At 70.0% G+C, this 22,464-nt stretch carries 17 protein-coding genes; 6 read left to right on the top strand and 11 right to left on the bottom strand.

The window, feature by feature from the left end:
• Positions 1 to 63: 63 nt before the first annotated feature.
• A complete protein-coding gene (gene galE / locus KUG39_RS05985; RefSeq protein WP_216913575.1) occupies positions 64 to 1,203 on the top strand; it encodes a UDP-glucose 4-epimerase GalE in 1,140 nt (379 codons plus the stop codon).
• On the opposite strand, the gene KUG39_RS05980 is transcribed toward galE, so the two are convergent.
• Together KUG39_RS05980 and KUG39_RS05975 are read right to left on the bottom strand one after the other, a co-directional pair.
• Positions 1,178 to 3,142: a hypothetical protein gene (locus KUG39_RS05980; RefSeq protein WP_216913573.1), complete on the bottom strand. Its 1,965-nt coding sequence runs from the start codon at positions 3,140 to 3,142 to the stop codon at positions 1,178 to 1,180. The two genes, galE and KUG39_RS05980, sit on opposite strands and share 26 nt — an antisense overlap.
• A 69-nt stretch (positions 3,143 to 3,211) precedes the next feature.
• Positions 3,212 to 4,492: a tRNA nucleotidyltransferase/poly(A) polymerase family protein gene (locus KUG39_RS05975; RefSeq protein WP_216913571.1), complete on the bottom strand. Its 1,281-nt coding sequence runs from the start codon at positions 4,490 to 4,492 to the stop codon at positions 3,212 to 3,214.
• 246 nt (positions 4,493 to 4,738) lie between these two features.
• Between KUG39_RS05975 and KUG39_RS05970 the strand changes: the two genes are divergently transcribed.
• Both KUG39_RS05970 and KUG39_RS05965 read left to right on the top strand, forming a co-directional pair.
• Positions 4,739 to 6,001: a rhamnan synthesis F family protein gene (locus KUG39_RS05970; RefSeq protein WP_216913569.1), complete on the top strand. Its 1,263-nt coding sequence runs from the start codon at positions 4,739 to 4,741 to the stop codon at positions 5,999 to 6,001.
• Positions 5,998 to 6,948, top strand: coding sequence for a glycosyltransferase family protein (locus KUG39_RS05965; protein WP_216913567.1), 951 nt, complete (start codon positions 5,998 to 6,000; stop codon positions 6,946 to 6,948). Before KUG39_RS05970 ends, KUG39_RS05965 begins: the two co-directional genes overlap by 4 nt.
• On the opposite strand, the gene KUG39_RS05960 is transcribed toward KUG39_RS05965, so the two are convergent.
• The 6 genes from KUG39_RS05960 to KUG39_RS05935 all read right to left on the bottom strand — a co-directional run bounded on the left by KUG39_RS05960 (position 6,932) and on the right by KUG39_RS05935 (position 14,554).
• Positions 6,932 to 7,795 (bottom strand): glycosyltransferase family 2 protein, encoded by an 864-nt coding sequence (locus tag KUG39_RS05960; RefSeq protein WP_216913565.1) that lies wholly within the window; start codon positions 7,793 to 7,795, stop codon positions 6,932 to 6,934. The two genes, KUG39_RS05965 and KUG39_RS05960, sit on opposite strands and share 17 nt — an antisense overlap.
• The gene (locus tag KUG39_RS05955) at positions 7,792 to 10,185 is read right to left on the bottom strand and encodes a UvrD-helicase domain-containing protein (protein ID WP_216913655.1); all 2,394 of its coding nucleotides are present in this window, start codon (positions 10,183 to 10,185) and stop codon (positions 7,792 to 7,794) included. The genes KUG39_RS05960 and KUG39_RS05955 overlap by 4 nt, the downstream gene beginning before the upstream one ends.
• Before the next feature lie 155 nt (positions 10,186 to 10,340).
• Positions 10,341 to 12,083: an ABC transporter ATP-binding protein gene (locus KUG39_RS05950; RefSeq protein ID WP_353617338.1), complete on the bottom strand. Its 1,743-nt coding sequence runs from the start codon at positions 12,081 to 12,083 to the stop codon at positions 10,341 to 10,343.
• A 156-nt stretch (positions 12,084 to 12,239) separates the two neighbouring features.
• On the bottom strand, positions 12,240 to 13,271 hold the full coding sequence (locus KUG39_RS05945) for a glycosyltransferase (RefSeq protein WP_216913561.1): 1,032 nt from the start codon (positions 13,269 to 13,271) through the stop codon (positions 12,240 to 12,242).
• A 40-nt stretch (positions 13,272 to 13,311) separates the two neighbouring features.
• Positions 13,312 to 14,025 (bottom strand): biliverdin-producing heme oxygenase, encoded by a 714-nt coding sequence (locus tag KUG39_RS05940; RefSeq protein WP_094584349.1) that lies wholly within the window; start codon positions 14,023 to 14,025, stop codon positions 13,312 to 13,314.
• A gap of 76 nt (positions 14,026 to 14,101) precedes the next feature.
• Entirely contained in the window at positions 14,102 to 14,554 is a 453-nt protein-coding gene (locus KUG39_RS05935) for a Tery_1686 family protein (RefSeq protein WP_094584348.1), read from the bottom strand.
• A gap of 70 nt (positions 14,555 to 14,624) precedes the next feature.
• Between KUG39_RS05935 and KUG39_RS05930 the strand changes: the two genes are divergently transcribed.
• Both KUG39_RS05930 and KUG39_RS05925 read left to right on the top strand, forming a co-directional pair.
• Positions 14,625 to 16,055 (top strand): NADP-dependent isocitrate dehydrogenase, encoded by a 1,431-nt coding sequence (locus tag KUG39_RS05930; protein WP_216913559.1) that lies wholly within the window; start codon positions 14,625 to 14,627, stop codon positions 16,053 to 16,055.
• A 44-nt stretch (positions 16,056 to 16,099) separates the two neighbouring features.
• The gene (locus KUG39_RS05925) at positions 16,100 to 17,473 is read left to right on the top strand and encodes a (Fe-S)-binding protein (RefSeq protein WP_216913557.1); all 1,374 of its coding nucleotides are present in this window, start codon (positions 16,100 to 16,102) and stop codon (positions 17,471 to 17,473) included.
• On the opposite strand, the gene KUG39_RS05920 is transcribed toward KUG39_RS05925, so the two are convergent.
• Positions 17,455 to 18,873 (bottom strand): four-carbon acid sugar kinase family protein, encoded by a 1,419-nt coding sequence (locus KUG39_RS05920; RefSeq protein WP_094584345.1) that lies wholly within the window; start codon positions 18,871 to 18,873, stop codon positions 17,455 to 17,457. The two genes, KUG39_RS05925 and KUG39_RS05920, sit on opposite strands and share 19 nt — an antisense overlap.
• A 17-nt stretch (positions 18,874 to 18,890) precedes the next feature.
• On the opposite strand from KUG39_RS05920, the gene KUG39_RS05915 reads away from it, so the two are divergent.
• Positions 18,891 to 20,111 carry an FAD-binding oxidoreductase gene (locus KUG39_RS05915; protein WP_216913555.1) on the top strand — a complete coding sequence of 407 codons (1,221 nt, stop codon included), beginning with the start codon at positions 18,891 to 18,893 and terminating at the stop codon, positions 20,109 to 20,111.
• Here KUG39_RS05915 and KUG39_RS05910 read toward each other — a convergent pair.
• Together KUG39_RS05910 and KUG39_RS05905 are read right to left on the bottom strand one after the other, a co-directional pair.
• The gene (locus tag KUG39_RS05910) at positions 20,090 to 20,953 is read right to left on the bottom strand and encodes an aldose epimerase family protein (protein ID WP_216913553.1); all 864 of its coding nucleotides are present in this window, start codon (positions 20,951 to 20,953) and stop codon (positions 20,090 to 20,092) included. The two genes, KUG39_RS05915 and KUG39_RS05910, sit on opposite strands and share 22 nt — an antisense overlap.
• Positions 20,950 to 22,464: acyltransferase family protein (locus tag KUG39_RS05905; RefSeq protein ID WP_216913551.1), on the bottom strand; the 1,515-nt coding region annotated here is incomplete at its 5' end. The genes KUG39_RS05905 and KUG39_RS05910, both read right to left, overlap by 4 nt.

Raw genomic sequence — 22,464 nt, 5'->3', positions numbered from 1 at the left:
CGGAACGGTGACGAAGGTTAAGCACAGGTAAGTTGAGATCGAGAGCCTGACGGGGGTCGGTCCTTGACCACGGTGCTGCTCACGGGAGGGGCCGGATTCATCGGCAGTCACACCTGTCTGGTGCTGCTGGAGGCCGGCCACCGGGTGGTGGTGATCGACGACTTCAGCAACGGCAGTCCCGAAGCCCTGCGCCGCGTCAGCGAGCTGGCCAGGCTGGGGAGCTGGCGGCAGCTGGCGCCGGAGCAGTGGGCCGCGGGAGAGGGGCAGCCGGCCCGGCTCACCCTGCTGAAAGGAGATGTGCGCTCCCCCCAGGATCTCGACCGGGCCTTTGAAGACGGGGGAGGGGGCGACAGCGGCATCGACGCCGTGCTCCACTTCGCCGGCCTCAAGGCGGTGGGGGAGTCGATGGGGCAGCCCCTGCGCTACTGGGACGTGAACGTCGTCGGTGCGGTCCGGTTGCTGGAGGCCATGGGCCGCCACGGCTGCCAGACGCTCGTCTTCAGCAGCAGCGCCACCCTCTATGGGATCACCGACCGGGTGCCGATCCCCGAGACGGCGCCGCTGCAGCCGATCAATCCCTACGGCTACACCAAGGGGGCGGTCGAAAGGATGCTGGCCGATGTGGCCGCCAGCACCCCCGGCTGGCGCATCGCCCTGCTGCGTTACTTCAATCCGGTGGGCGCCCACCCCAGCGGACTCATCGGCGAGGACCCCAACGGCCGCCCCAACAATCTGTTTCCGTTCCTCTGCCAGGTGGCGGCAGGGCGCCGCCAGCAGCTGGAGGTGTTCGGCGGCGACTGGCCCACCCCCGACGGCACGGGCGTCCGCGACTACCTGCACGTGATGGATCTGGCGGAGGGCCACGGCCGGGCCCTCGAGGTGCTCCAGGCGGAGCCACCCCAGCTGCTCACCCTCAATCTCGGCAGCGGTTGCGGCCATTCGGTGCTCGATCTGGTGCGCAGCTTCGAGGCCACCAACGGCCTCACCCTGCCCTACGCGGTGGTGGATCGCCGACCGGGGGATTCCGCCATCAGCGTTGCCGATCACCGCGAGGCGGAGCGGCGCATGGGCTGGCGGACCAAGCGCTCCCTGGCGGACATCTGCCGCGATGGCTGGGCCTGGCAGAGCGCCAATCCCGAGGGTTATCGCGGGAGCGACCGGCAGCCCGGGCGGTCCCTCATCCAGGCGCAGCCTGTGTCCTGAGGTACACCCTGATCCCGTGCTCGTGCCGCACCAGCTGGAATCCCACCCGGGCGAGCTGGGCCGTGGACAGACGGTTGAGGGAGAGATCGCCATAGCGACTCAGCAGATCCGGCTGCCAGTGGGTGCTGGCCCGGGCGATCCGGCTCTCGTAGGGCACGTAGGCATCGCGGAGCACCACCACATCCACCCGGCGCTCATCGAGCCAGGCCCGCAGGGTGACGGGTGAGCCCAAGGCGCTCTGGAGCCCCGGGTACTGGCCCGTTTCCACCGTGGGCGCCGCCAGCTTAGTGATGTCCCTGGCGGCCAGCGGAGCCAGGCACTGGCGGGTGCCCAGCACCGCGCCGACGTAGGGATCGCTGAGCAGGGTCCGGCCCTGCAGCCGCGGCTCCCGCCCGCACAACTCCCGCAGGGGCCCGAGGATCGGTTCGATGGTGGCGCCATCCGCTGGCCGCACCTCCTCCAGGGGGGTGAGCAGGTGGGGCACCTTGGAGGCGAACACATTGGGTCGCCCCGGCAGCCCGATCGGAACCGTCAGCACGGCGATCAGGGCGGCCAGCATCACCATCAGGATCCCTCGCTGCAGGGACCATCCCCTGGAGCCGTCCCGCCGCTCGCCGGGATCGAGCGCCCGGGCCATCGCCGGGATGCTGATCCAGAACAGGCTCGTCCACACCAGCCGGTAGGCGCTGTCCGGTTCGATCAGCTTGAAGACCAGATCGCTGACGAAGGGGGCCCACCACTCCAGCAGCACCAGCGGTGCCAGCAGCGCCAGGGCCAGCACCCCGCAGGGGGGGCGGCACCGGCCCCTCCAGGCCACGGCACAGGCCAGGGACAGCCCGAGCGCCGCCAGAAAGGCCGGCTCCCAGGTCGCCACCGGCAGGCTGGGCCAGAAATAGAAGAAGCGGTGGCCCAGAACCCGGTAGTCGTGGACGAAGCGCATGGTCTCCGGCCAGTCGTAGAAGGATTCGAGCCTGGGGTGCCAGGGCAGGCGGTGGAGGGCCATGAGCAGCAGTCCGGCGCCGGCGACGCCGGCCAGCAGGCGCCGCCGTGAGGGCCAGACCACCAGGCAGGCGGCCGTGGTGACGACCAGCAGGTTGACCGTGAGGAAGGCGGTCACCCCATGGGCGTGATAGGCGAGATAGGCGGACCCCAGCAGCAGCGCCGTCGCCGCGGCCAGGGGGCGGGCACCGGGCCAGCGTGGCCGCTGCAGCAGCCCCAGCAGCGGCGTGGCGGCAGCCAGCACCAGGGCCAGCCCGGGCAGGGTGCCGTTCAGGGCGATCTGGTGGAAGAAGCTGAAGTTCTGGTGCCCCATGCCCAGCAGGAACAGCAGGGCCGTGAGCCAGCAGAGGGCCACCCGGCCGCCGAGTCGCAGGCTGAGCTGGCAGCTGGCGACGAGCACCAGGAAGGTGTTCAGCCCCGCCAGCAGGCTGGCCCGCCAGGGGGCGAGGGCGTCGGGGAAGCCGAACAGGAAGCTGGCCGCGGTGAAGAACCAGTTGGCCGGCGAGCGGTAGTGCAACGGGTCGAGGCGCACCGTGTCGAGCAGGTCGCTGCCGAAGTAGGTCGTGTAGTAGACGAAGCCATCGGAGGGAAACTCAAAGACCACCCCGCGCCGCGCCAGGGCGAGCGCACACACCAGGGCAGGAGCCAGCACCGCCAGCAACGGCCGCACCAGGGCCGGGTCCGCCAGCCGCTGGCGCCAGCGGAGCGGACGGATGCCCAGGGCCGCCGCCACCACGAGCAGGTCAAGCACGACCAGCACGCCATAGGACTGGCGCAGCGTGGGCCCCGCCGGCAGCAGCGACAGCCAGCCGATGGCGGCCCAGGGGCCCACGCCCAGCAGCAGCATCTGCCAGCTGGGCCGGCGCCAGCGCCATCCCCACAGCAGCGGAGCCGCGACGGCCAGCAGCAGCGGGAGGAAGGGTTGGGTCAGCGCTGCCATTCGGCGCAGGGGAAGCCGCTGCCCCGAAACCCTAGGGGACCTGCCGGGACTGACCGTTGCGGCAACGGCTCAGAGCCGCTCGTCCCGCAGCCGCTCGCCCCGCAGCTCCCGCAGCCGCTCCCCCAGGGCCGGTCCCGGCCGCAGGCCGGCGGCGATCAGATCGGCCGCCGACACCGGCGAGGGGAGGTGACGCCAGCGGCACCACCAGCGCAGCAGGGGGCGCCGCGGCAGGGCCCCGCTCACCAGCGCCAGGGCGACGGCTTCGGCGGACCAGCCCTGCCGCTCCAGGAAGCCGGTCCAGGCCAGGGCCGTGGCCGGCGCCGCCTCCAGGGCCTGCCAGCTCTGCCGCAGCAGGGCCAGCTGGGCCAGCAGCCGCTGCTGGCCGTGGGGGAGCTGCAGCCGCGTCGCCACGGCGGACGCCGCGTCGCTGGGGGCCAGCAGGGCGGCCAGGGACGGCAAGCCGCAGCGCCGGGCCCAGCGAAGGCGGCGACGCCAGCCGGAGTCGTTCTGCAGCGCCGGGTCCACCAGCACCAGGGCGCCCCACGCCTGCAGGCAGCCCAGGGCCGCCTCCCAGGGTTCCCGCTCGAGCAGCAGTTCCAGCTCCATCCGCAGCCGCGTGCCCAGGGCCGGCGGCACCCGTCCGTCACCGGTGCCGCCACAGCGGCTCTCCTCCCCCCAGGGCCAGCGGGCCAGGGTGGTGCGCAACTGCTCCAGGCTGGCGGGGGCCAGGCTGAACCCCAGCCGGGCGGCGTAGCGGGCGGCGCGCACGATCCGGGTGGGGTCGTCTTCCAGACTTCTGGGGTGCAGCAGGCGCAGCTGCCGGTGGGCCAGGTCGGCCCAGCCTCCATGGGGATCGAGCAGGCGCAGGCCCGGGCCGGAGCTGGCGAACACCAGGGCCATCGCATTGATGCTGAAGTCGCGGCGGGCCAGGTCCTCCTCCAGGGAGCCGTCGGTCACCACGGGGTTCTCCCCGGGGGCCGGGTAGGTCTCGCGGCGGGCGCTGGCGAGGTCGAGCAGGATCCCGTCGAGCTCCAGTTCGACGGTGCCGAAGGCCGGGTGGAACTGGCAGAAGCCCACCGCCGCGGCCGGGGTGTCCTCCAGCAGGGTCTCGGCGAGACGATGGGCCGCCGGACGGGGATCGGCCGGATCGGCCCCCGGGGCCAGCTCCACCACCAGGTCGAGGTCCAGCAGGCCCCGGAGGGGATCGCGATGCACCCGATGCAGCAGCAGATCCCGCACGGCGCCGCCCACGACGGCCAGCACGCCGCAGTCCGCCGAGCGATGGAAGGCGGCCAGCAGACGGGGAGGCAAGGAGAGATCCCCGGGATCGATCGCGGAGACCGTCGTCAAGGCAGGCCCATGGAGCGCTGTCCAGAAGGCGCACGGTACACTCGGGCGATCGACATCGTGCGACGTCCCGATACAGAAACTTCGGGAAGGTGTCCGCCGGCAAACGCCCTTGGCCGTCGTCTTTAACCGTCGCCCTTGGCCGTCGCCTCCGCCAGCCGCCCGCTCATCGCCAGGCGATGAACCGATGAGGCGATCCAGCGCCAGCGAACACAAGCGACGAAATCCCACAAGCCACACCCTAACGGCATGACTGACAGCGCCAAGAAATTCATCAAAGCGCCGCTTGGAATCTACAAAAGGATCAAGATCAAGGCCTTCATTCTGACCGATTACTTTGCGTCCCTGGGCGAGTACTGGCTCGGCCCCAACGGTTCACGCAGCAGCCCGTCGAAGCGACTGATTCCCATTGGGAAGCCGTCTGCCGATGGCACGACGCCATCCCGGATCGCCGTCTTTGTTGCCTATTCGAAGCGGTTGACTCGATCCAACAGGGCCTATCTCGAAGCACTGAACAAGGCCGGCTTTGCGGTGCTCTACATCAACAACGAGACCACGGAGGAGGAGGCTCAGAACGGCATCAGCGACCTCAGCTGGCGCGCCTTCGACAGGCGCAACATCGGCCGGGACTTTGGCGGCTTCAAGGATGGCATCCTGCTGCTTCTGGAGGAGGGGCATCTGCAACGCTGCCAACTGCTCTGCGTCGTGAACGACTCGATGCAGTTCATCCCGGGAAGGAATGCTGATGCCCTCGTCAGGTCGGTGGAGGAGTTCGCCGCCTCCGACCGGAAAGCCCTCTTCAGCCACATCAGCCATCAGATTCAGACCCACTATCAATCCTATTTTCAGATCCTCAAACCCGACGTCTTTCTCTCCAGGCCCTTCATCCGTTTCTGGAAGAAATACCTACCCTTGTCCCATCGGGGGCACTGCATTTACAACGGAGAGATTGAACTTTCACAGCAGGTGTACCGACGCTTCAACCCCGTCGAGACCCTTTACACCAGCGACAAGCTCCTGGAGGCCATTGAGCAGTCCAGCCCGGACAAGACGGGAGTTCTCGCCGAGGAAGTCCTTCGACTGATGCCCTCTCCTGCGAGGACTGCGCAGATGAAGAAGATCGGCTACTCCCTGAATCAGCTGATGGCCAAAAGCGACAAACAAGAGGCCCTCTCACGGGTTGAGCTCTACAGCGTTCCCGACCTGATTGAAAATGGCAATCCCAGTCATATCGCGGCTTTTCTGTACCCTTTCTATCTCCACTGTCCATTTGTCAAGCACGACCTTGGAACCGCAGGCAGCTACACGATGGCTCAGGCCATCAGCCTGTTCAAGGAAGCCCTATTGGATTCCATGGGAGAGGAACGCCAGCAGGAGGTCAAGGCTCTCGCGGATGATTTCCGCGATCTCATCTACGCACGCGGAGTGCCCCTGAGCTACAACAACAGGCTGCGCGAAGCGGCCCTGAAAGGCATCACAGGTGCCTTCGTCTACCCCTCCACCTATCAATGACCGACGGGCGGGCGCTGCAGCCGATCCATTTCATCACGATTAACTATCACTGCAGTGAATTCATCATCGGTCTGATCGAGGACACCATCGCCTCGGGAGAACCTGATCTGCGCTTCATCGTCGTCAACAACTCACCCCAGGACATCGGTGTCCAGGACTGGCTGTCCTCCACACCCCATCGCCAGCGGGTGACCCTGATCGAAGCCGGTGGCAATCTCGGCTTCGGCAGCGGCTGCAATCTGGGGCTCAGCCACGTGTGGCAGACCGACAGGCGGTCGGTGGCCTGGCTGATCAACCCCGATGCCCGCCTCGAAGCAGGGGCGATCGCCTACGTCAGGCAGTGCCTGTCCGGCGACGATCAGATCGCCATGCTCGGCACCCGGATCCGGGACCCCCAGGGGGATGTCTGGTTCAGCCACGGCAGCTTCAACCGCTGGACCGGCCAGGTCGGCCATCGCTTCCCCGGCGACGACTGCCGCCCCCTCCCGGTCCGCACCTGGCCCACCCGCTGGATCTCCGGCTGCAGCATGATCTTCCAGCTGGGGGTGCTGCGGGAGTGCCCCCAGTTCGACCCCCGCTACTTCCTCGACTACGAGGACGCCGACATCTCCGAGCGCCACCATCGGCTGGGCTACCGGCTGCGGGTCACCCAGGCAGTGCTGGTGGAGCATCAGGTGTCGGCCATCACCCGGCGGGCCCCCCGGGCCAAGTACCAGCACGCCACCTTCAGCAAGCTCTACTTCCTGCATCGCCACGCCACGCCCCTGGCCCTGCTGCTGAACCTGCTCTATTACGCCGTCCGCCCCCTCAGCTTCTGCCTGGCCGATCCGGAGCGGGCCCGGGGCCGCTGGTGGGGGCTGGGGGATTACCTGCGCTGGTGCTGGTGGCGGCTCCTGCGCCGGCCGGAGCCGCCCCACCCGCGCACATCCTTCACCGTTTCATCCTGAGGAAGCGGCCCGCCAGGGCCCGCAGGGTGCGCCAGCGCTGGGCCGGCGGACAGTGGCGCCAGAGGATGGCGGCCACCGCCGGCAGGTAGAGGTGGGACTTGGGGTGGAAGAAGACGAACAGCAGTCCCCGCAGGCTGCCCAGGGGCAGACGCTTCTGCTCATCGCCGAAGTCGTTGAGCAGCACGACCCCCGGGGTCACGCGAGCGTCGATGCCGCAGCGGACCGCCCGCATCACCCACTCGGAATCGGCGTGGTAGTGGGGCAGCCAGCGGGCGTCATAGAGGCCGACACGGCGGAAGACCTCCTGGCGGATCAGCACCCCGTTGCCCGGCATCGCCTCGGCCTCGAGCACCTCGGCGGCGGCCAGCGCCGGATCCAGCTGGCTGGCCAGCTCGTCGTGGTGGGACAGGCGCAGGAAGCGGTCCGTGCCCCAGTCGGTGCGGGTGCCCAGGGCCCAGATCCGCCCGGGCTCGGCCAGCAGGTCGATGCGGCTGCCCAGGATGCCGCAGCCATGGCGCTGGGCCAGGGCCACCATCCGCTCCACGTAATCGGCGGGGACGACGGCATCGTCGTTGATGGTGAGCACGTAGTCGGTGCCGGCCGCCAGGGCTCGCCTGACGCCCCGGTTGGTGGCGCCGGCCCAGAAATCCCGGTCACCGGCCGTCACCACCGTCACCTTGGGATGCTGCCGGCGGACCGCCGCCACGGTGCCGTCGCTGGAGTTGGCATCCACCACCACCACCCGCAGGGCTCCGTGGGTCTGGCCGGCCATGGCGGCCAGGAAGCGCAGGGTGGTCTCGCGGCGGTTGCGGGTGGGCACCACGGCGGTGACCAGCGGCATGGTCATGCCGGCTCGATCGGAGCCAGGCGCGGATCGAGGATCTTCGGCCCCATGCCTTCGAACTTCACGGCGATGGAGGTCTTCTCGCCGCTGCCGAACAGGTGCGTGACATGGCCCTCGCCGAAGCTGCTGTGGCGCACCCGATCCCCCACGGCCCAGGCGCGGGCCGGGCTGCGGCGGCGCACCGCATTGGCGGGATCAGCAGCCGCGCCGCCGGCCGCGACCCGCTGGCTGTCGTCGCGGTCCACCCGGGTGAGCCGCTCCAGCCGCTGCTCCCGCCGCAGGGCCGCACCGCCGCTGCGGGGGATGTCGCCCTGGAGCAGGGCCTCAGGCAGCTCGGAGAGGAACACCGACGGCACCGCCGGCTCCCGCATCCCGCCCCAGAGCCGCCGCTCGCTGGCATGGGAGAGGAACAGCCGCTCCTTGGCGCGGGTGATGCCCACGTAGCAGAGGCGGCGCTCCTCCTCGAGGGCGGCGGGGTCCTCCAGGGAGCGGTAGCTGGGGAACAGCCCCTGCTCGAGCCCCACCAGGAAGACCACCGGAAACTCCAGCCCCTTGCTGGCATGCAGGGTCATCAGGGTGACCCGGTCGGCTTCGGTGTCCTTGCTGTCGGCGTCGCTGGCCAGGGCGGCGGAGGCCAGGAAGCCCTCCAGGGAGCCCTCCTCGTTCTCCTCCTGGTACTGGAGGGCCGCATTCACCAGCTCCTGCAGGTTGCGGCGCCGCTCCTCCGATTCGTCGGTGGCTTCGGCCAGCAGCTCGGCCAGGTAGCCGCTCTGCTCCATCACCCGCTGCACCAGCTCGGAGGGGGGGGCATCCTGCAGCCGGCGGCTCAGGTCGGAGATCAGCTCCTGGAACTGCAGCACCCCCCGGGCGGAGCGGCCGGCGAGGGAGCGCACCGCCTCTGGGTCGCTGACCACCTCCCACAGGGGAAGCCCCAGCTGGTTGGCCGCATCGGTGAGCCGCTCGATGGTGGTCTTGCCGATGCCGCGCCTGGGCACGTTCAGCACCCGCAGCAGACTGACGGTGTCGGCCGGGTTGACCAGCAGGCGCAGGTAGGCGAGCACATCCTTGATCTCGCGCCGGTCGTAGAAGCGCAGGCCCCCCACCACGATGTAGGGAAGGCCCCAGCGCACCAGCGACTCCTCCATGGCGCGGGACTGGGCGTTGGTGCGGTACAGCACGGCCATGTCGCCCCAGCGCAGGTCGGGGTGGGCCGCCTCCAGCATCCGCATCCGGTGCACCACCGCCTCGGCCTCGGCGATCTCGTCGTCGCAACGGGTGAGGCTGATGGGCTCCCCCTCGCCGCGGGTGGGCCGCAGCACCTTGTCGATCCGTTCGCTGTTGTTGGCGATCAGGGCGTTGGCCGCCTCCAGGATCGTGGCGGTGGAGCGGTAGTTCTCCTCCAGCTTCACCATCGTGCCGGTGTCCCCGTCGAGGGAGCCGTCGCCGAACTCCTTCTGGAAGCCCATCAGGATCGTGAAGTCGGCGGCCCTGAAGCTGTAGATGCTCTGGTCGGCGTCGCCCACCACGAACACGGAGCGGCCCTCCCAGTCGTCGAAGTGCTCGGGGGGATGGCCGTTGGCCACCAGCAGCTTGATCAGGTCGTACTGGGTGCGGTTGGTGTCCTGGTATTCGTCCACCAGCACGTGGCGGAAGCGGCGGTGCCAGTAGTGGCGGATCTGCTCGTTCTGCTGCAGCAGCTGCACCGGCATCAGCAGCAGGTCGTCGAAATCGAGGGCGTTGTTGGCGGCCAGGGCGCGCCGGTAGCGGCGATAGGCCTCGGCCTCGTGCTTGCCGCGGGGGCCGGGGTGCTCCTCCTCGAGCCGCTCGGGCAGCCAGCCCTGGTTCTTGGCGCTGCTGATCGCCCAGCGCACCTTCTTCGGTTCAAAGCGCTTGGGATCGAGCTGCATCTCCTGGGTGACGATCTCCTTGACCAGGCTCTGGGCATCGCTCTCGTCGTAGATGGAGAACTGGCGCGTCCAGGTGAGTCCTTCGGGGTCCCGGAACTTGTCGATGTCGAAGCGGAGCAGCCGGGCGAACAGGGCGTGGAAGGTGCCGATCCATAGGTCCTTGATCACTTCCCGGTAGATGCGGCTGCGCAGCTGCTTCTGCTCCCGGGCCGGCAGGGTGCTCCAGGGCTGGCCGAACTGGCTCTGGGCCAGCCGCTGGGCCAGCAGCACCTCCAGGCGCTCCTTCATCTCCCGGGCGGCCTTGTTGGTGAAGGTGACCGCCAGCACCTGGGCCGGATCGACGCCGTGGTGCCCGATCAGGTGGGCGATGCGATGGGTCAGGGCCCGGGTCTTGCCGCTGCCAGCCCCGGCCACCACCAGCAACGGGCCGGTGTGGTGATCGACCGCCCGCCGCTGGGCCTCGTTCAGACCGGCCAGAAAACTCACAGGCTCCGGCATGGAACGTTGAAATTTGACCCTAGCAGCCCCTTCCCGACAGGCGCGGCGATCGGAACAGATACGGGTCGCTCAGGGGAAGGAAACGGTGCAAGTCTGCCGATCGAAGCCATCACCATCAACCTGGAAAAACCCGGTCAGCGCCATCAACCAAGAGGGCTGGAAAGGCGACGCTCGAAGGAGGCCAGATCGTTGAAGGTTTCGGAGCGCTGCCTGAGTTGGTCAAAGGTTCCAGAGGCCTTGATGCGTCCCGCTTCGAATTCGAAAATGCAATCGGAACGCATGACCGTGGAGAGGCGATGGGCGATCACCACCAGGGTGCAGCGACGTCCGATCACTTCAATGGCATCCATCACTTCGGATTCGGTGCGGTTGTCGAGGGCGCTGGTGGCCTCATCCAGCACCAGGAACTTGGCGTTGCGGTAGAAGGCGCGTGCCAGGGCGAGCCGTTGCCGCTGGCCACCGGACAGCCGGATGCCGTTGTCGCCGATCGGCGTGAACAGACCAAGGGGGAGCTCGGCGACGATGTCGGCCAGCTGGGCCGCCTGGAGGGCCTCCCAGACCCGCATCTGGTCGACCTCGTCGACCTCCTCGGCGAAGGCGATGTTCTCGATAATGTTGCTGTTGAGCAGGTTGATCGCCTGGGGGACATAGGCGCAGTTGGCCTGCCAGGCCGGCACGTCCGCGTCATCCACATCGATGCCATCGAGCTGCAGGGTGCCGCTGGTGGGACGCAGCAGACAGAGCAGCTGGTTGGCCGTTGTGGTCTTGCCGCTGCCGGTGGCACCGACAAAGGCCACACGGGAGCCCACCGGGATCGACATGGAGACGTCGCGGAGAACATCGGCATCCGTTCCTGGATAGCGATAGGAAATGCTGTTGAGACGGATCACCCGCTTGGGCATCACACCGTCGGGGGAGGGCACACCCTCGGAGCGGATCGTGAGCCGGGCCTCGGGCAGTTCGATCAGCTTGAGTGTCTCCTCGAGGTCGGGCAGACCGGCCCTCAGAGACGTGATGGCCCGGAAACTGTCCTGCAGGGGAGGGGTGAGCTTGAGGGAGGTGACGGCCACCGTGGCCAGGAACGGAATGATCTTCAGCAGCGCCCCAGGATCTGGGTTCGAAAGAAGGGGCAGCATCCCGGCCGCGAAGATCATCGTGATCCCGAGCGGTTCAATCAGCGCCCGTGGTGTTTCCGGCAGGACATCGGCCTTCCAGATGAAGGGAATGGTCTCGCGACCGGCCTGTTGATAATGACGCTCAAAGTAGGGCTCCGATCCTGTGAGCTGCACATCGAGAATCGTGCGCATGGATTCGGAAAGAATCGTATTGGTGCGCACCTCAAGCAGGATCCGCTGCCGGGCAGCAAAGCGCAGGAAGGGTGTGATGGCGGTGGAGATCAGCAGATACCCAAGCAGGAGTCCGAGGATCAGAACAACGGCCAGCATTTTGCCGACGATCAGCATGCCGGCGGAGAGCAGGGCGATCACGAACACGCCACTGGCCAGCTGGAGGAGGGGCAGCACAACGATGTCGGCGACGCGCGACACGTTGATCAGCACCATGGAGGAGATATCTGACTTCGATTCACCCAGAAAATAGACATAGGGCTGGGCGATCAGCTTGCGCTGCGCCATATCGGAAAGATCACGCCAGATCGAAGCCTTCAGCCGCAGCTGGAAAGCCCGCAACATCAGCTTGGAGATCGAGGAGAACCAGGCGGCCGTCACGAAGGCCACCACCAGCACCACCACCTTGACGCGCGGATCGTCCGGAACCAGGCCTTCCCAGGGGATGGAGGGGCGGTTCTCACCGCCGACGACGACGGTGAACAGGCGGGCCACCAGGGCCACCACCACCAGATCGGCGACGCCGGCGAGAATCGCCAACGGGATCAGGCGCATCAGCGCCCGCTTGCGACGACGCGGCAATTGGGCCAGAAGTCGCACCAAACTCTTGAAGGTTTGGCTTTTGCGAAACATCTGGTCAGACTTTTGCCGGAATCGTACCCGTGCGGCCCGAGGGGCCGCCGCTGCGCCAGCCAGTCAGTTCAGTGATCGCCACATGGCCGAAAATCGGCGCCGCCACTGGTCGATCCGCACGGCCAGCACGGGGGGCGAGCGCAACGGCGACGCCCCCTCCAGCAGGTGGGTCCAGTGGGCGTCGATGGCCTCCAGGGCCGAATGCCAGCGTTCCTGCAGCATCGGCTCGCTGCAGGCCTCCAGCAGGCTGGCGAGGCGGGCCGGCGGCGGCAGCCACGCCAGAGGGTCGGCCACCGCCGCCTGGATCCTCTCCAGATCGTGCTCCAGGCTGCCGCAGCCGATCTGGTGACCCACCACCCCCGGATCGAGGCTGTCGGCCAGGGCATGGTTGAGGCTGCTGAACACCACACAGCCACAGGCCATCGCCTCCAGGGGCGGCAGGCCGAAACCCTCGCTCACCCCCCGGCCGCGCCAGTAGTCGGCGGAGTCGTAGAGGACGACGGCCGCACTGTTGAACAGATCCACCAGATCGTCCACCCAGCCGCTCTGCACCTCCACCCGCAACCCGCGCCGGCGCAGGGCCGGCACCAGCTGCTCCAGGAGGTAGTGGCTGCTCTTGCGCTGCTGCACCAGAACATCGATGGGCCGGCCGCAGCCCACGGGGGCCGCCCGGTTGCCCCGCTCCAGCCACTGGGGCTGCAGCGCGTTCGGCACCAGGAACAGGGGATTGCGGGGGGCCCGGTCGCCCCAGTAGCCGAGGGTGTTGCGGCTGACCGCCAGCAGCGGCACCCCGGGCGGCAGCGAAAACCCGTAGCCGCTGCTGTGGGCGTGGTAAGCCACGGGCCGGCCCCGCAGTCGCCGCAGCAGGCGGGGCACATCAAACCCCCAGCTGACGATCCAGAGGGCGTCCCCGGGGGCCTGCTCCCGGGCCAGCAGATCCTCCAGGTACGGGTGATCGGCCTCCCGCTTCCGGTAGGTGACCACCTCGGTAGGGGTCAGCTGGGACGTCAGCCTGGCGGTCTGCAGTTCGACCAGCAGGCCGCCGCCGCGGAGGCGGCCGGTGGTGCCGGGGAGCAGGAAGCGGATCGGGCGCACGCGGTTCGGAGGGGCGGCGGCCGCCGCTGGCCTGGGAAACCTAGGCGGGCACGGCCTCGGTGCTGCCGGCGCGGGTGCGGCGGGTGAGGAAGCCGAACAGCACCTTGCCGATCGCCGCCACCAGATTGCCTTCCAGCTCCTGGAACATCTTCATGTTGCAGTGGAAGGCTTCGTTGGCCTCGGCCACGATCCGGTCGGCCATGGCCTGGTCGATGGGCAGGCTGTCGAGGGTGGCGCGGTAGTTGGCCTTGAAGGCCTTCTCGTCGTCGATGGCGTCGAATTCGTAGAAGCGCAGGCCATCGTGCTCACCCAGGTTCATCGCCTTCTGGGCGATGTTCTTGAGGATCTGGCCGCCGGAAAGGTCGCCGATGTAGCGGGTGTAGTGATGGCCGACCAGCAGCTCGGGGCACTCCCGCGCCACCTGGTGCAGGCGGGCCACATACTCCTGGGCGCCGGGGGTGGCGCGGATCTGCTGGCGCCAGTCGCCGCCGAAATAGAAGGTGAGATCGGCCTCGAGGGTTTCGCGGCGGTTGAGCTCGGGGGAGGCGATCGGACCGACCACCGGATGGTCGGCCAGCTTGCCGATCTCCTCCTCCATGGCGCTGTAGACGAACCACAGGTCGGCGACCAGGGTGCGATAGCTGGCCTTGTCGACGACCCCCTTGAGGAAACAGCTCACGAAGCCGGTGTTCTCGGCCATGGTGTGGGCTTTCTTCGTTCCCTCACGGAGTTGGGAAGCAAGGGCGACGGGCATGGGATCGGGAGGCTGCGCGGGCAGACGTACAAACGTAGGTGGGGCCTGCGGGGCGACGCGGCAAGGTTGCGAAGGATTACGCGGCCCGGGTGCCGCCGGCCGACACATCGCCAAAGAGATCGAACAGCTCCCGGCACACCTGCTGCAGCACGCCGACCACCTCCTCGGCGGGGAGATGGGACCCGGAGGGCTGCCAGTCCCCCACCGTGGCCAGGCGCCAGCGCTCCGATTCGTAGGTGAGCCCGCGGATCAGCACCCCCAGCAGCCGGGGCCGTTCGCCCGATCCGACCGGCGCCCGCTCCAGGCGCAGCTGCACCAGCAGCGAGCGGCACTGCAGGCGGGGGCTCCAGCCGGGGAAGTGGAAGGAGAGATCCAGTGTCTCCCGCTCATCGAAGGCCCGGGTGAGGGGATCGTCGCGCCAGGGGGTGAGGTTGGCCCGGGCGGCGGGGAAATGCAGGCGGAAGTGCCCCACCACCGCGGCGATCGCGGCGGCCAGTTCCACCGATCGGGCCTGGTCGGCCGCATTCATGCCGTTTCCCCTGAGCAGAAAGCCAATGTGTCCGAAACCTAGGCTCACCCACGCGTTCCGTGCCGACTCAATGGCCACATACGAGAAGCTCACCGTCCCGTCCAGCGGCACGGCGATCCGATTCGAGGGCGGCCAGCCGATCGTTCCCAACGACCCGATCATCCCCTTCATCCGCGGCGACGGCACCGGCGTGGACATCTGGCCCGCCACCCAGCGGGTGCTGGACGCGGCCGTGGCCAAGGCCTACGGCGGTGAGCGCCGCATCGAGTGGTTCAAGGTGTACGCCGGCGACGAGGCCTGCGAGCTCTACGGCACCTACCAGTACCTGCCCCAGGACACCCTCACGGCGATCGAGCAGTACGGCGTGGCGATCAAGGGGCCCCTGACCACCCCGATCGGCGGCGGCATCCGCTCGCTGAACGTGGCCCTGCGCCAGATCTTCGACCTGTACTGCTGCGTGCGGCCCTGCCGCTACTACGACGGCACCCCCAGCCCCCACAAGCGGCCCCAGGACCTGGATGTGGTGGTCTACCGGGAGAACACCGAAGACATCTACATGGGGATCGAGTGGGAGGCCACGGATCCGGTGTGCGTGGAGCTGATCGCCCACCTCAACGACACCGTGATCCCCGCCAACGGCAAGCTCGGCAAGCGCCGCATCCCCGAGGGGGCCGGCATCGGCATCAAGCCGGTGAGCAAGGCGGGCACCCAGCGCCACGTGCGCAAGGCCATCCGCCACGCCCTGGGGCTGGAGGGCGCCAAGCGCCACGTGACCCTGGTGCACAAGGGCAACATCATGAAGTTCACCGAGGGGGCCTTCCGCGACTGGGGCTACGAGCTGGCCACCACCGAGTTCCGTGACCAGTGCGTCACCGAGCGGGAGAGCTGGATCCTGGGGAACCTGGAGGAGAAGCCCGGCCTGAGCATCGAGGACAACGCCCGCCTGATCGAACCCGGCTACGACAGCCTCACCCCCGAGAAGAAGGCAGCCGTCGACGCGGAGGTGAAGGACGTGCTCGACGCCATCGGCACCAGCCACGGCGGCGGGAAGTGGAAGTCGATGGTGATGGTCGACGACCGCATCGCCGACAGCATCTTCCAGCAGATCCAGACCCGGCCCCAGGAGTACTCGGTGCTCTGCACCCTCAACCTCAACGGCGACTACATCTCCGACGCCGCAGCGGCGGTGGTGGGCGGCCTGGGCATGGCGCCCGGCGCCAACATCGGCGACAACGCGGCGATCTTCGAGGCCACCCACGGCACCGCCCCCAAGCACGCCGGGCTCGACCGCATCAACCCGGGATCGGTGATCCTCTCCGGCGTGATGATGCTGGAGTACATGGGCTGGCAGGAAGCGGCTGACCTGATCACCGCCGGGATCAGCGCCGCGATCGCCAACAAGGAGGTCACCTACGACCTGGCCCGGCTGATGGAACCCCGCGCCGAGGCCGTCAGCTGCTCCGGCTTCGCCGAGGCCGTGGTGCGCCACTTCGGAGGCTGAAGCCGGGGGCCTGGGGGCCCGCACGAGCGATCACAATGGGCCGCATGAGCCTTCCGTCCATCGCGACCAGCGGGTCCCAGGCTGCCGGGGAGCCCGGGGCCGGCTTCATCGCCGCCGACCCCTGCGTCCACTGCGGCTTCTGCCTGCCCACCTGCGCCAGCTACCGGGTGCTGGGGACCGAGATGGACTCGCCCCGGGGGCGCATCCATGCCCTCAAGGCCATCGACGCCGGCGAGCTGACGCTGGATGCCACGGTGGCGAAGCACTTCGACACCTGCCTGGGCTGCTTCGCCTGCGTCACCGCCTGTCCGGCCGGCGTGCGCTACGACGAGCTGATCGAGACCATGCGGCCGCGGCTGAACGCGCCCGAGCTGCGCAGCCCCGGCCAGCGCACCTTCCGGCGGCTGCTGTTCGCCCTGCTCCCCTACCCCGGGCGGCTGCGGGCCCTGCTGGCCCCCCTGCGGGCCTACGCCGGCACGCCCCTGCAGGCCCTGGCACGCCGCAGCGGCCTGACCAGGCTCTTCGGGCCGCAGATCGCGGCGATGGAGACCCTGCTGCCGCCCCTGCCGGCGCAGTCCTTCCGTGACGACTGGCCGGTGCTGGTGCCGGCCGTGGGGCCCCGCCGCCACCGGGTCGGGCTGGTGCTCGGCTGCGTGCAACGGGTCTTCGAGCCGGGGGTCAACGCCGCCGCCATCCGGGTGCTGGCCGCCAACGGCATCGAGGTGGTGATCCCCCCCGACCAGGGCTGCTGCGGCGCCATGACCCACCACCAGGGGGAACTGGAGCAGACCCGGGAACTGGCGGCGGCCCTGATGGCCAGCTTCGAGGCGGTGATCGGCCCGGGGCGGGCGGCGGGCCCCGAACCCCTCGATGCCCTGCTGGTGGCGGCCTCGGGCTGCGGCCACACCCTGAAGGCCTACGGGCAGATCCTGGGCACCCGCCACCCCGTGCTGGGCACGGTGGCCGACCTGCAGGAATTCCTCGACACGGTCGGGCTCAGCGAGGACTTCCAGGCGGGGCTGCGGCCCCTCCTCCACGACGACGGCACCCCCGCCAGCGCCGAGCGACCCGTGGAGCTGGCCTACCACGATGCCTGCCACCAGCTCCACGGCCAGGGCCTGGCGGCCCAGCCCCGGCGCCTGCTGGGCCGGATCCCCCATGTGCGGATCCGCGAAGCCACCGAGGCCGGCGTCTGCTGCGGCAGTGCGGGCATCTACAACCTGGTCCAGCCGGAGGAGGCCGCCGAACTGGGCCGGATCAAGGCCGCGGATCTGAGCGGCACCGGGGCCCAGCTGGCCGTGAGCGCCAACATCGGCTGCACGCTCCAGATCCGCCAGGCCATGGCGGCGCAGCAGCGGCCGCTGCCGGTGGTCCATCCGATCGAACTGCTGGATCGCAGCTACGCCGGCCCGGCCTGAGCCTCCATCCGCCGCCAGGCCTCCCACAGGGTGCCCTCGTCGCCGAGATTGCCGGGAAAGGTGAGCACGGGCAGGGGCCCCTGATGGACTCCCTGGGCGGCCAGCACCAGGGACAGCCCCGGCAGCAACTGGCCCTGGAGCTCCACCTGCTCCAGATCCAGCCCGTCGGCCAGCAGGGTGTGGGTGGTGATGCCCCCCTTGCTGATCAGGTAGCCCAGGGCGGGGGCCAGAGCGGCCGCCAGCCGCGCCATCGCCCCCGCCAGGGCCAGGCCCAGCGCCCGGCGCTCGCCGGCATGGCGGCAGCGGGCCTCACCACGGCTGGTGTAGAGCACCGGCGTGTGCCCCCCGGCCAGCACCTCCGCCAGGCGCCGAGCCCAGGCCTGCTCCAGGGAGGCCAGCAGCAAGACGGGTTCCGGGCCCTCCAGCAGCCGCTGGACCTTGCTCACCTCCAGCTCCACCCCGACGCAGTCCGGCTCCGCCAGCAGCCGCTCCAGCTGCCGGTCGGCCAGGGGCACGTGGGAGCCCACCAGCACCAGCCCCGGCAGGGGGCCGGCGCCGCCGCGGCGGCGCAGGGACGCCAGGGCCGCCGGCGCCAGCGGCTGGGGCGGCAGCGCAGCCAGGGCCTGGATCAGGCTGGCGGCGCACTGGAACAGGAAGCGGCGGGGACGCCCCTCCCCGGGCCCATCGCCCGCTGGCGTTGACCCCCCGGCCGCACTCAGGGAGCGCACCGCGGCGGCCAGGGCCGCCAGCTGCTGGGTGGAACCCCCATCCACCGCCACGCAGACATTGCGCTCCAGGGAGGCCAGGTGGCCCATGAGGGCGGGGCCGCCTGCGTCCAGCTCCCGCCAGCCGATGCGGTCCACGGCGGTGGCGGGGATGCGGCCGCCGCTCTTCTCCTCCACCCAGTCCGGCAGATGGCTGGTTCCGTAGGCGAACAGTCCGTCCCGGGCGAACGGGCTCTCGTGCACGGGCTGGCCATGGAGCCGATGCACCCCATCGACGGTGGTGCGCCCCCCCTCCAGGAAGGCCGGCACCAGCAGGGTGGCGTCGAAGGGGCCGAGCTCCGCGGCGATCACCTCCACCTCCAGGGGGAAGTGGCCCCGCAGGGTGGAATCGCCCCGGCTCACCACCAGCCAGCTGCTGATGGTGCCGGCGGCCATCGCCCGCTCCAGGGCGGGCCGGAGGGCCCGGCAGATCTGCCGCACCCGGTCGGCCGCCTCGGCCGGCGCCAGGGCGCGGGTGTTGGCCAGCAGGAACAGCAGCGGCGACGGGTGGGCCAGGCCGGCGGCGAGCGTCTCAGCGTCCCAGCGCAGCAGCAACGGACAGCCGTGCACGGTCTGGGAGCCGGTGGGATCGTCGTCGATCACCACGATCTTGATCGCCTGGGCTGCCTGCGCCATGGCACCATCGTGCCGTGATGCGACCTGAGCCCAGCGAGCTGCAGGAGCTGGTGCGTGACCTGCACCGGCAGGGTTCGCCCTGGCTGCCGGCGGGCCTGGGCACCCGGCTCGACTGGGGCCCGCCCGTCGCGGGGCCCTGCACGGTGGTCAGCTGCGCCGGCCTGCGGGGCGTGCGGGAGTTCAACCCCGGCGACTTCACCATCACCGTGGCCGCTGGCACACCACTGGTGGAGGTCCAGGAGGTCCTTGGACACCAGGGACAGTGGTTGTCCGTGGATGCCCCCTGGGGGGACCGGCAGGGCGCCGCCGCCGGCAGCATCGGCGGCCTGGTGGCCCGGGGCCTGGCGGGCGGCTACCGCCAGCGCTACCTGGGTGTGCGGGACCAGCTGATCGGCCTGGCCCTGATGCGCGCCGACGGGGTGACGGCCAGGGCCGGCGGCAAGGTGGTCAAGAACGTGGCCGGCTACGACCTGATGCGGCTGTTCACCGGCAGCTGGGGCTCCCTGGGCCTGATCACCGAGCTGACCCTGCGCACCCTGCCCCAGCCGCCCCTGCGGCGCAGTGTCTGCTTCCAGGGAGGGGCGGAGGATCTGGCCGGCCTCAGCCGCTGGCTGCTGGGCTCCAGCCTCAGCCCGGAGCGCATCGACTGGTGGAACGGCAGCCTCGCCGCCGCCGCCGGGCTGGACCCGGAGCCCCTGCTGCTGATCGGCCTGGCCAGCGTCGATGCCGCCACCCTCCAGGAGCAGGTGCGCTGCCTGCAGGAGCGCAGCACCCTGCCCGCCCGGGTGCTGGACGCCGCCACCACCGGCACCTGGCTGGCCCGCGCGCGGGGGGGCACCGGCCCTGCCGCCGCAGCGCCCACGGGTGCCAGCGCGCCCGCCTGGCTGCTGCGCCTCGGCGTCAGCCCCGATCGGCTCGGGAGCCTGATGCAGGCCCCGGCCCTGGCGGGACTGGCCGTGGACATGGCGGCCGGCAGTGGCCTCGGCCTGGCCTGGTCAGAGCCGACGGAGCCCCGGCCGGCCCTGACCTCCAGCCAGGTGAGCACCCTGCGCAGCCTCTGCAACGAACTCGGCGGCCATCTCACCGTGCTGCGCCAGCCCCCCAGCTCCGGCCTGCCGGCCTGGCTGGATGCCCCCTCCCGCCCCCTGATCGAGGCGATCAAGCACCGTTTCGATCCAGCCGGCCAGCTGGCCCCGGGCCGGCTCCCCGGCGTCGCTCAGAGGCTCTCGACGGTGTAGCGGCAGCCCAGCTCCAGGGAGTCCCCGGGCGGCACCAGCAGGCGCCGTTCGCCCGTGCTCAGGGCCCCCCGCGGGCCGCTCCAGGGCTCCAGACAGAGCATCGGCCGGGGCGGATCGCTCCACACCACCACCAGATCCATCGGGGCGGCGGGATGCAGCGTCACCGCCCGGCCGCCCGCCGGATCCACCAGCCGCACCGGGCCCCGGCCGCTGCAGAGGAAATCGACGCCCTGCTCCAGCCGGGAGAGCTGATCGGCGGTGGCGGCAGGAGCCATGGTGAGGTGGTCGAAGCAGTCCACCGGCAGACCTTCGAGCCGCACCTGGGACAGGTCGGCGACGGCGATGTAGGGGTGCAGGCCCAGGCTGAAGGGCAGGGGATCGGTGCCGGCCTCGCCCTTGTGGCTGATCCGGGCCGTGATCGCCAGGGCCGAGGGCTGCAGCCGCAGCTCCAGCTCCAGGGCGAAGGCGAAGGGGAAATGGGGGCGGCTCTCCGGGCCGTCCTCGAGGCGCAGGGCCACGCCGCTGCCGTCGGCGAGCGGGGCGATGGACCAGGGCAGATCCCGGGCGAAGCCATGCTGGGCCAGCGGGAACGTCCCATCGGGCAGCACGAGCGCGTCGCCGGGCAGGTTGCCGCAGATGGGGAAGAGCACGGGAATCCCGCCCCGCACCGATTTGGCGGGGTCGGCGAAGCGCTCCGCATCGAAGTAGAGGACGTCGCTGCCGCCGCAGCACCAGCCGGTGACCAGCCCGCCGCGCTCGGGGGCGACCGTGAGCACATCGCCGCTGGCCGGATCGGTGAAGCGCCAGTGGGGGGAGTCCCCGGTGGGGGGTTGCAGGGTCATGGCGACGGCGGGGAAAGGGTGGGCCGGGGGCTGGTGAGGCCCTGCTGCTGGAGAAAACGCTCGAACGGGGCCGCCAGGGACCGGCTCCCCGACACGCTCAGGTGGTGGGAATCGGCGTAGAGCGGCGTGCCGTCGGGCCGGCGGTACACCACCCGCCCATCGGGACCCACCAGGTAGGGGGTGGGGTCGAACACGTGCACATTGGGAAGGCCGGCGGCCACTTCGGCGAGCAGCCTGCCCAGGGTCGCCCGCATCCGGGCGGTGGTGGCGGCATCGCCGGCGCAGCTGCTGCCGGCAGGGTCCTGACAGGCCACCGGCTCCCTGGCCAGGGACGGGTTGTCGACCACCAGCACCAGCTGGATGCCCCGGGCCGCCAGCCGCTCGGCGTAGGCCCGCATGCCCCCCACCCAGGCCCGCCGCACCTCGGCGATGCGCAGGCGGCGCTGGCCCAGGTAGGTGGGGGCGCCGTAGCCCCGGCCCTCCAGGTCGTTGCTGGCCAGGTAGTTGTGCAGGAAGCCCGAGACCAGGACGATGTCCCCCGGCTGGAGGCGCTGCAGGGAGCGCTCCATCTCGCCGGCCGAGAACTGGCGGCAGGATTCGTAGCGGCCCTGCTGCCAGGTGACCGTGAGCTGCGGATCGATCAGGCAGGCGCCCATGGCGGCGAAGGTGAGCCGCTGACCGGTGCGGGCGGTCACCGCATCCAGCATCGGCAGCAGGTGCTGGGCATGGGAGTCGCCCAGCAGGAAGATCTCCCGGGCGCCGGGGGTGCCGGGCCGGTTGCACTTGTCGAAATTCGGCCGGGTGGTGGCGTTGTAGGGCTTGCCACTGGCCACCGTGCAATCGCTGGTGATGCCGGTGCCCGGGATCAGGGGATTGAGGGCATGGACGCGCTCGCTGATCGGCACCGGATCGGCGTCCTTGCCGAGAAACAACTTGCCGCGGAACTGGTGGTGCAGGGCATCGATGCCGATCCACAGGCCCGCCACCGCCAGCACAGCCAGCAGCGTCTCCCACCACCACTTCAGCGGATAACGACGCACCGGCTGCTCCACCAGCCCATACGCCGCCACCGCCAGCACCACGCTCCCCGCCACCGCCACCACGTACTGCCACCACGTCTCCATCCCCCACGTCCAACGCAGCAGCACGATCACCGGCCAGTGCCACAGGTACAGCGAATACGACAGCAGCCCGCACGTCAGCAGCACCCGCTCCAGCCAGCGGCCCGGCAGAAATCTCCCCCCCTCACCGGGACCCGCCTGCAGCACCAGCAGCGTCCCCACCACCGCCGGCAGCACCCCAGGCACCGGGAAGCCCTCACGCTCCGACGTCATCACCACCGCCCACAGCAGCAGCGCCGCCCCCGCCAGCCGCGGCCAGCGGCCCTTCATCCACTCCGCCCCCAGCAGACCCCGCCGCTGCGCCACCAGCAGCAGCGAGCCCACCGTCAGTTCCCACAGCCGGCTCGGCATCAGGAAAAACGCCGCCATCGGCGCGCTCTGCGTCCACCA

The organism is Synechococcus sp. CCAP 1479/10, assembly GCF_019038515.1.
Lineage (GTDB): Bacteria > Cyanobacteriota > Cyanobacteriia > PCC-6307 > Cyanobiaceae > Cyanobium.
The sequence above is the reverse complement of the archived record's forward strand: the minus strand, read 5'-3'. Positions and strand labels throughout refer to the sequence as shown.

Coding starts and splice junctions, on each gene's coding strand:
- KUG39_RS05980 (WP_216913573.1), bottom strand. CDS start 3,142: ATGGCAGCGCTGACCCAACCCTTCCTCCCGCTGCTGCTGGCCGTCGCG.
- KUG39_RS05970 (WP_216913569.1), top strand. CDS start 4,739: ATGACTGACAGCGCCAAGAAATTCATCAAAGCGCCGCTTGGAATCTAC.
- KUG39_RS05965 (WP_216913567.1), top strand. CDS start 5,998: ATGACCGACGGGCGGGCGCTGCAGCCGATCCATTTCATCACGATTAAC.
- KUG39_RS05960 (WP_216913565.1), bottom strand. CDS start 7,795: ATGACCATGCCGCTGGTCACCGCCGTGGTGCCCACCCGCAACCGCCGC.
- KUG39_RS05940 (WP_094584349.1), bottom strand. CDS start 14,025: ATGCCCGTCGCCCTTGCTTCCCAACTCCGTGAGGGAACGAAGAAAGCC.
- KUG39_RS05935 (WP_094584348.1), bottom strand. CDS start 14,554: ATGAATGCGGCCGACCAGGCCCGATCGGTGGAACTGGCCGCCGCGATC.
- KUG39_RS05930 (WP_216913559.1), top strand. CDS start 14,625: ATGGCCACATACGAGAAGCTCACCGTCCCGTCCAGCGGCACGGCGATC.
- KUG39_RS05925 (WP_216913557.1), top strand. CDS start 16,100: ATGAGCCTTCCGTCCATCGCGACCAGCGGGTCCCAGGCTGCCGGGGAG.
- KUG39_RS05920 (WP_094584345.1), bottom strand. CDS start 18,873: ATGGCGCAGGCAGCCCAGGCGATCAAGATCGTGGTGATCGACGACGAT.
- KUG39_RS05915 (WP_216913555.1), top strand. CDS start 18,891: ATGCGACCTGAGCCCAGCGAGCTGCAGGAGCTGGTGCGTGACCTGCAC.
- KUG39_RS05910 (WP_216913553.1), bottom strand. CDS start 20,953: ATGACCCTGCAACCCCCCACCGGGGACTCCCCCCACTGGCGCTTCACC.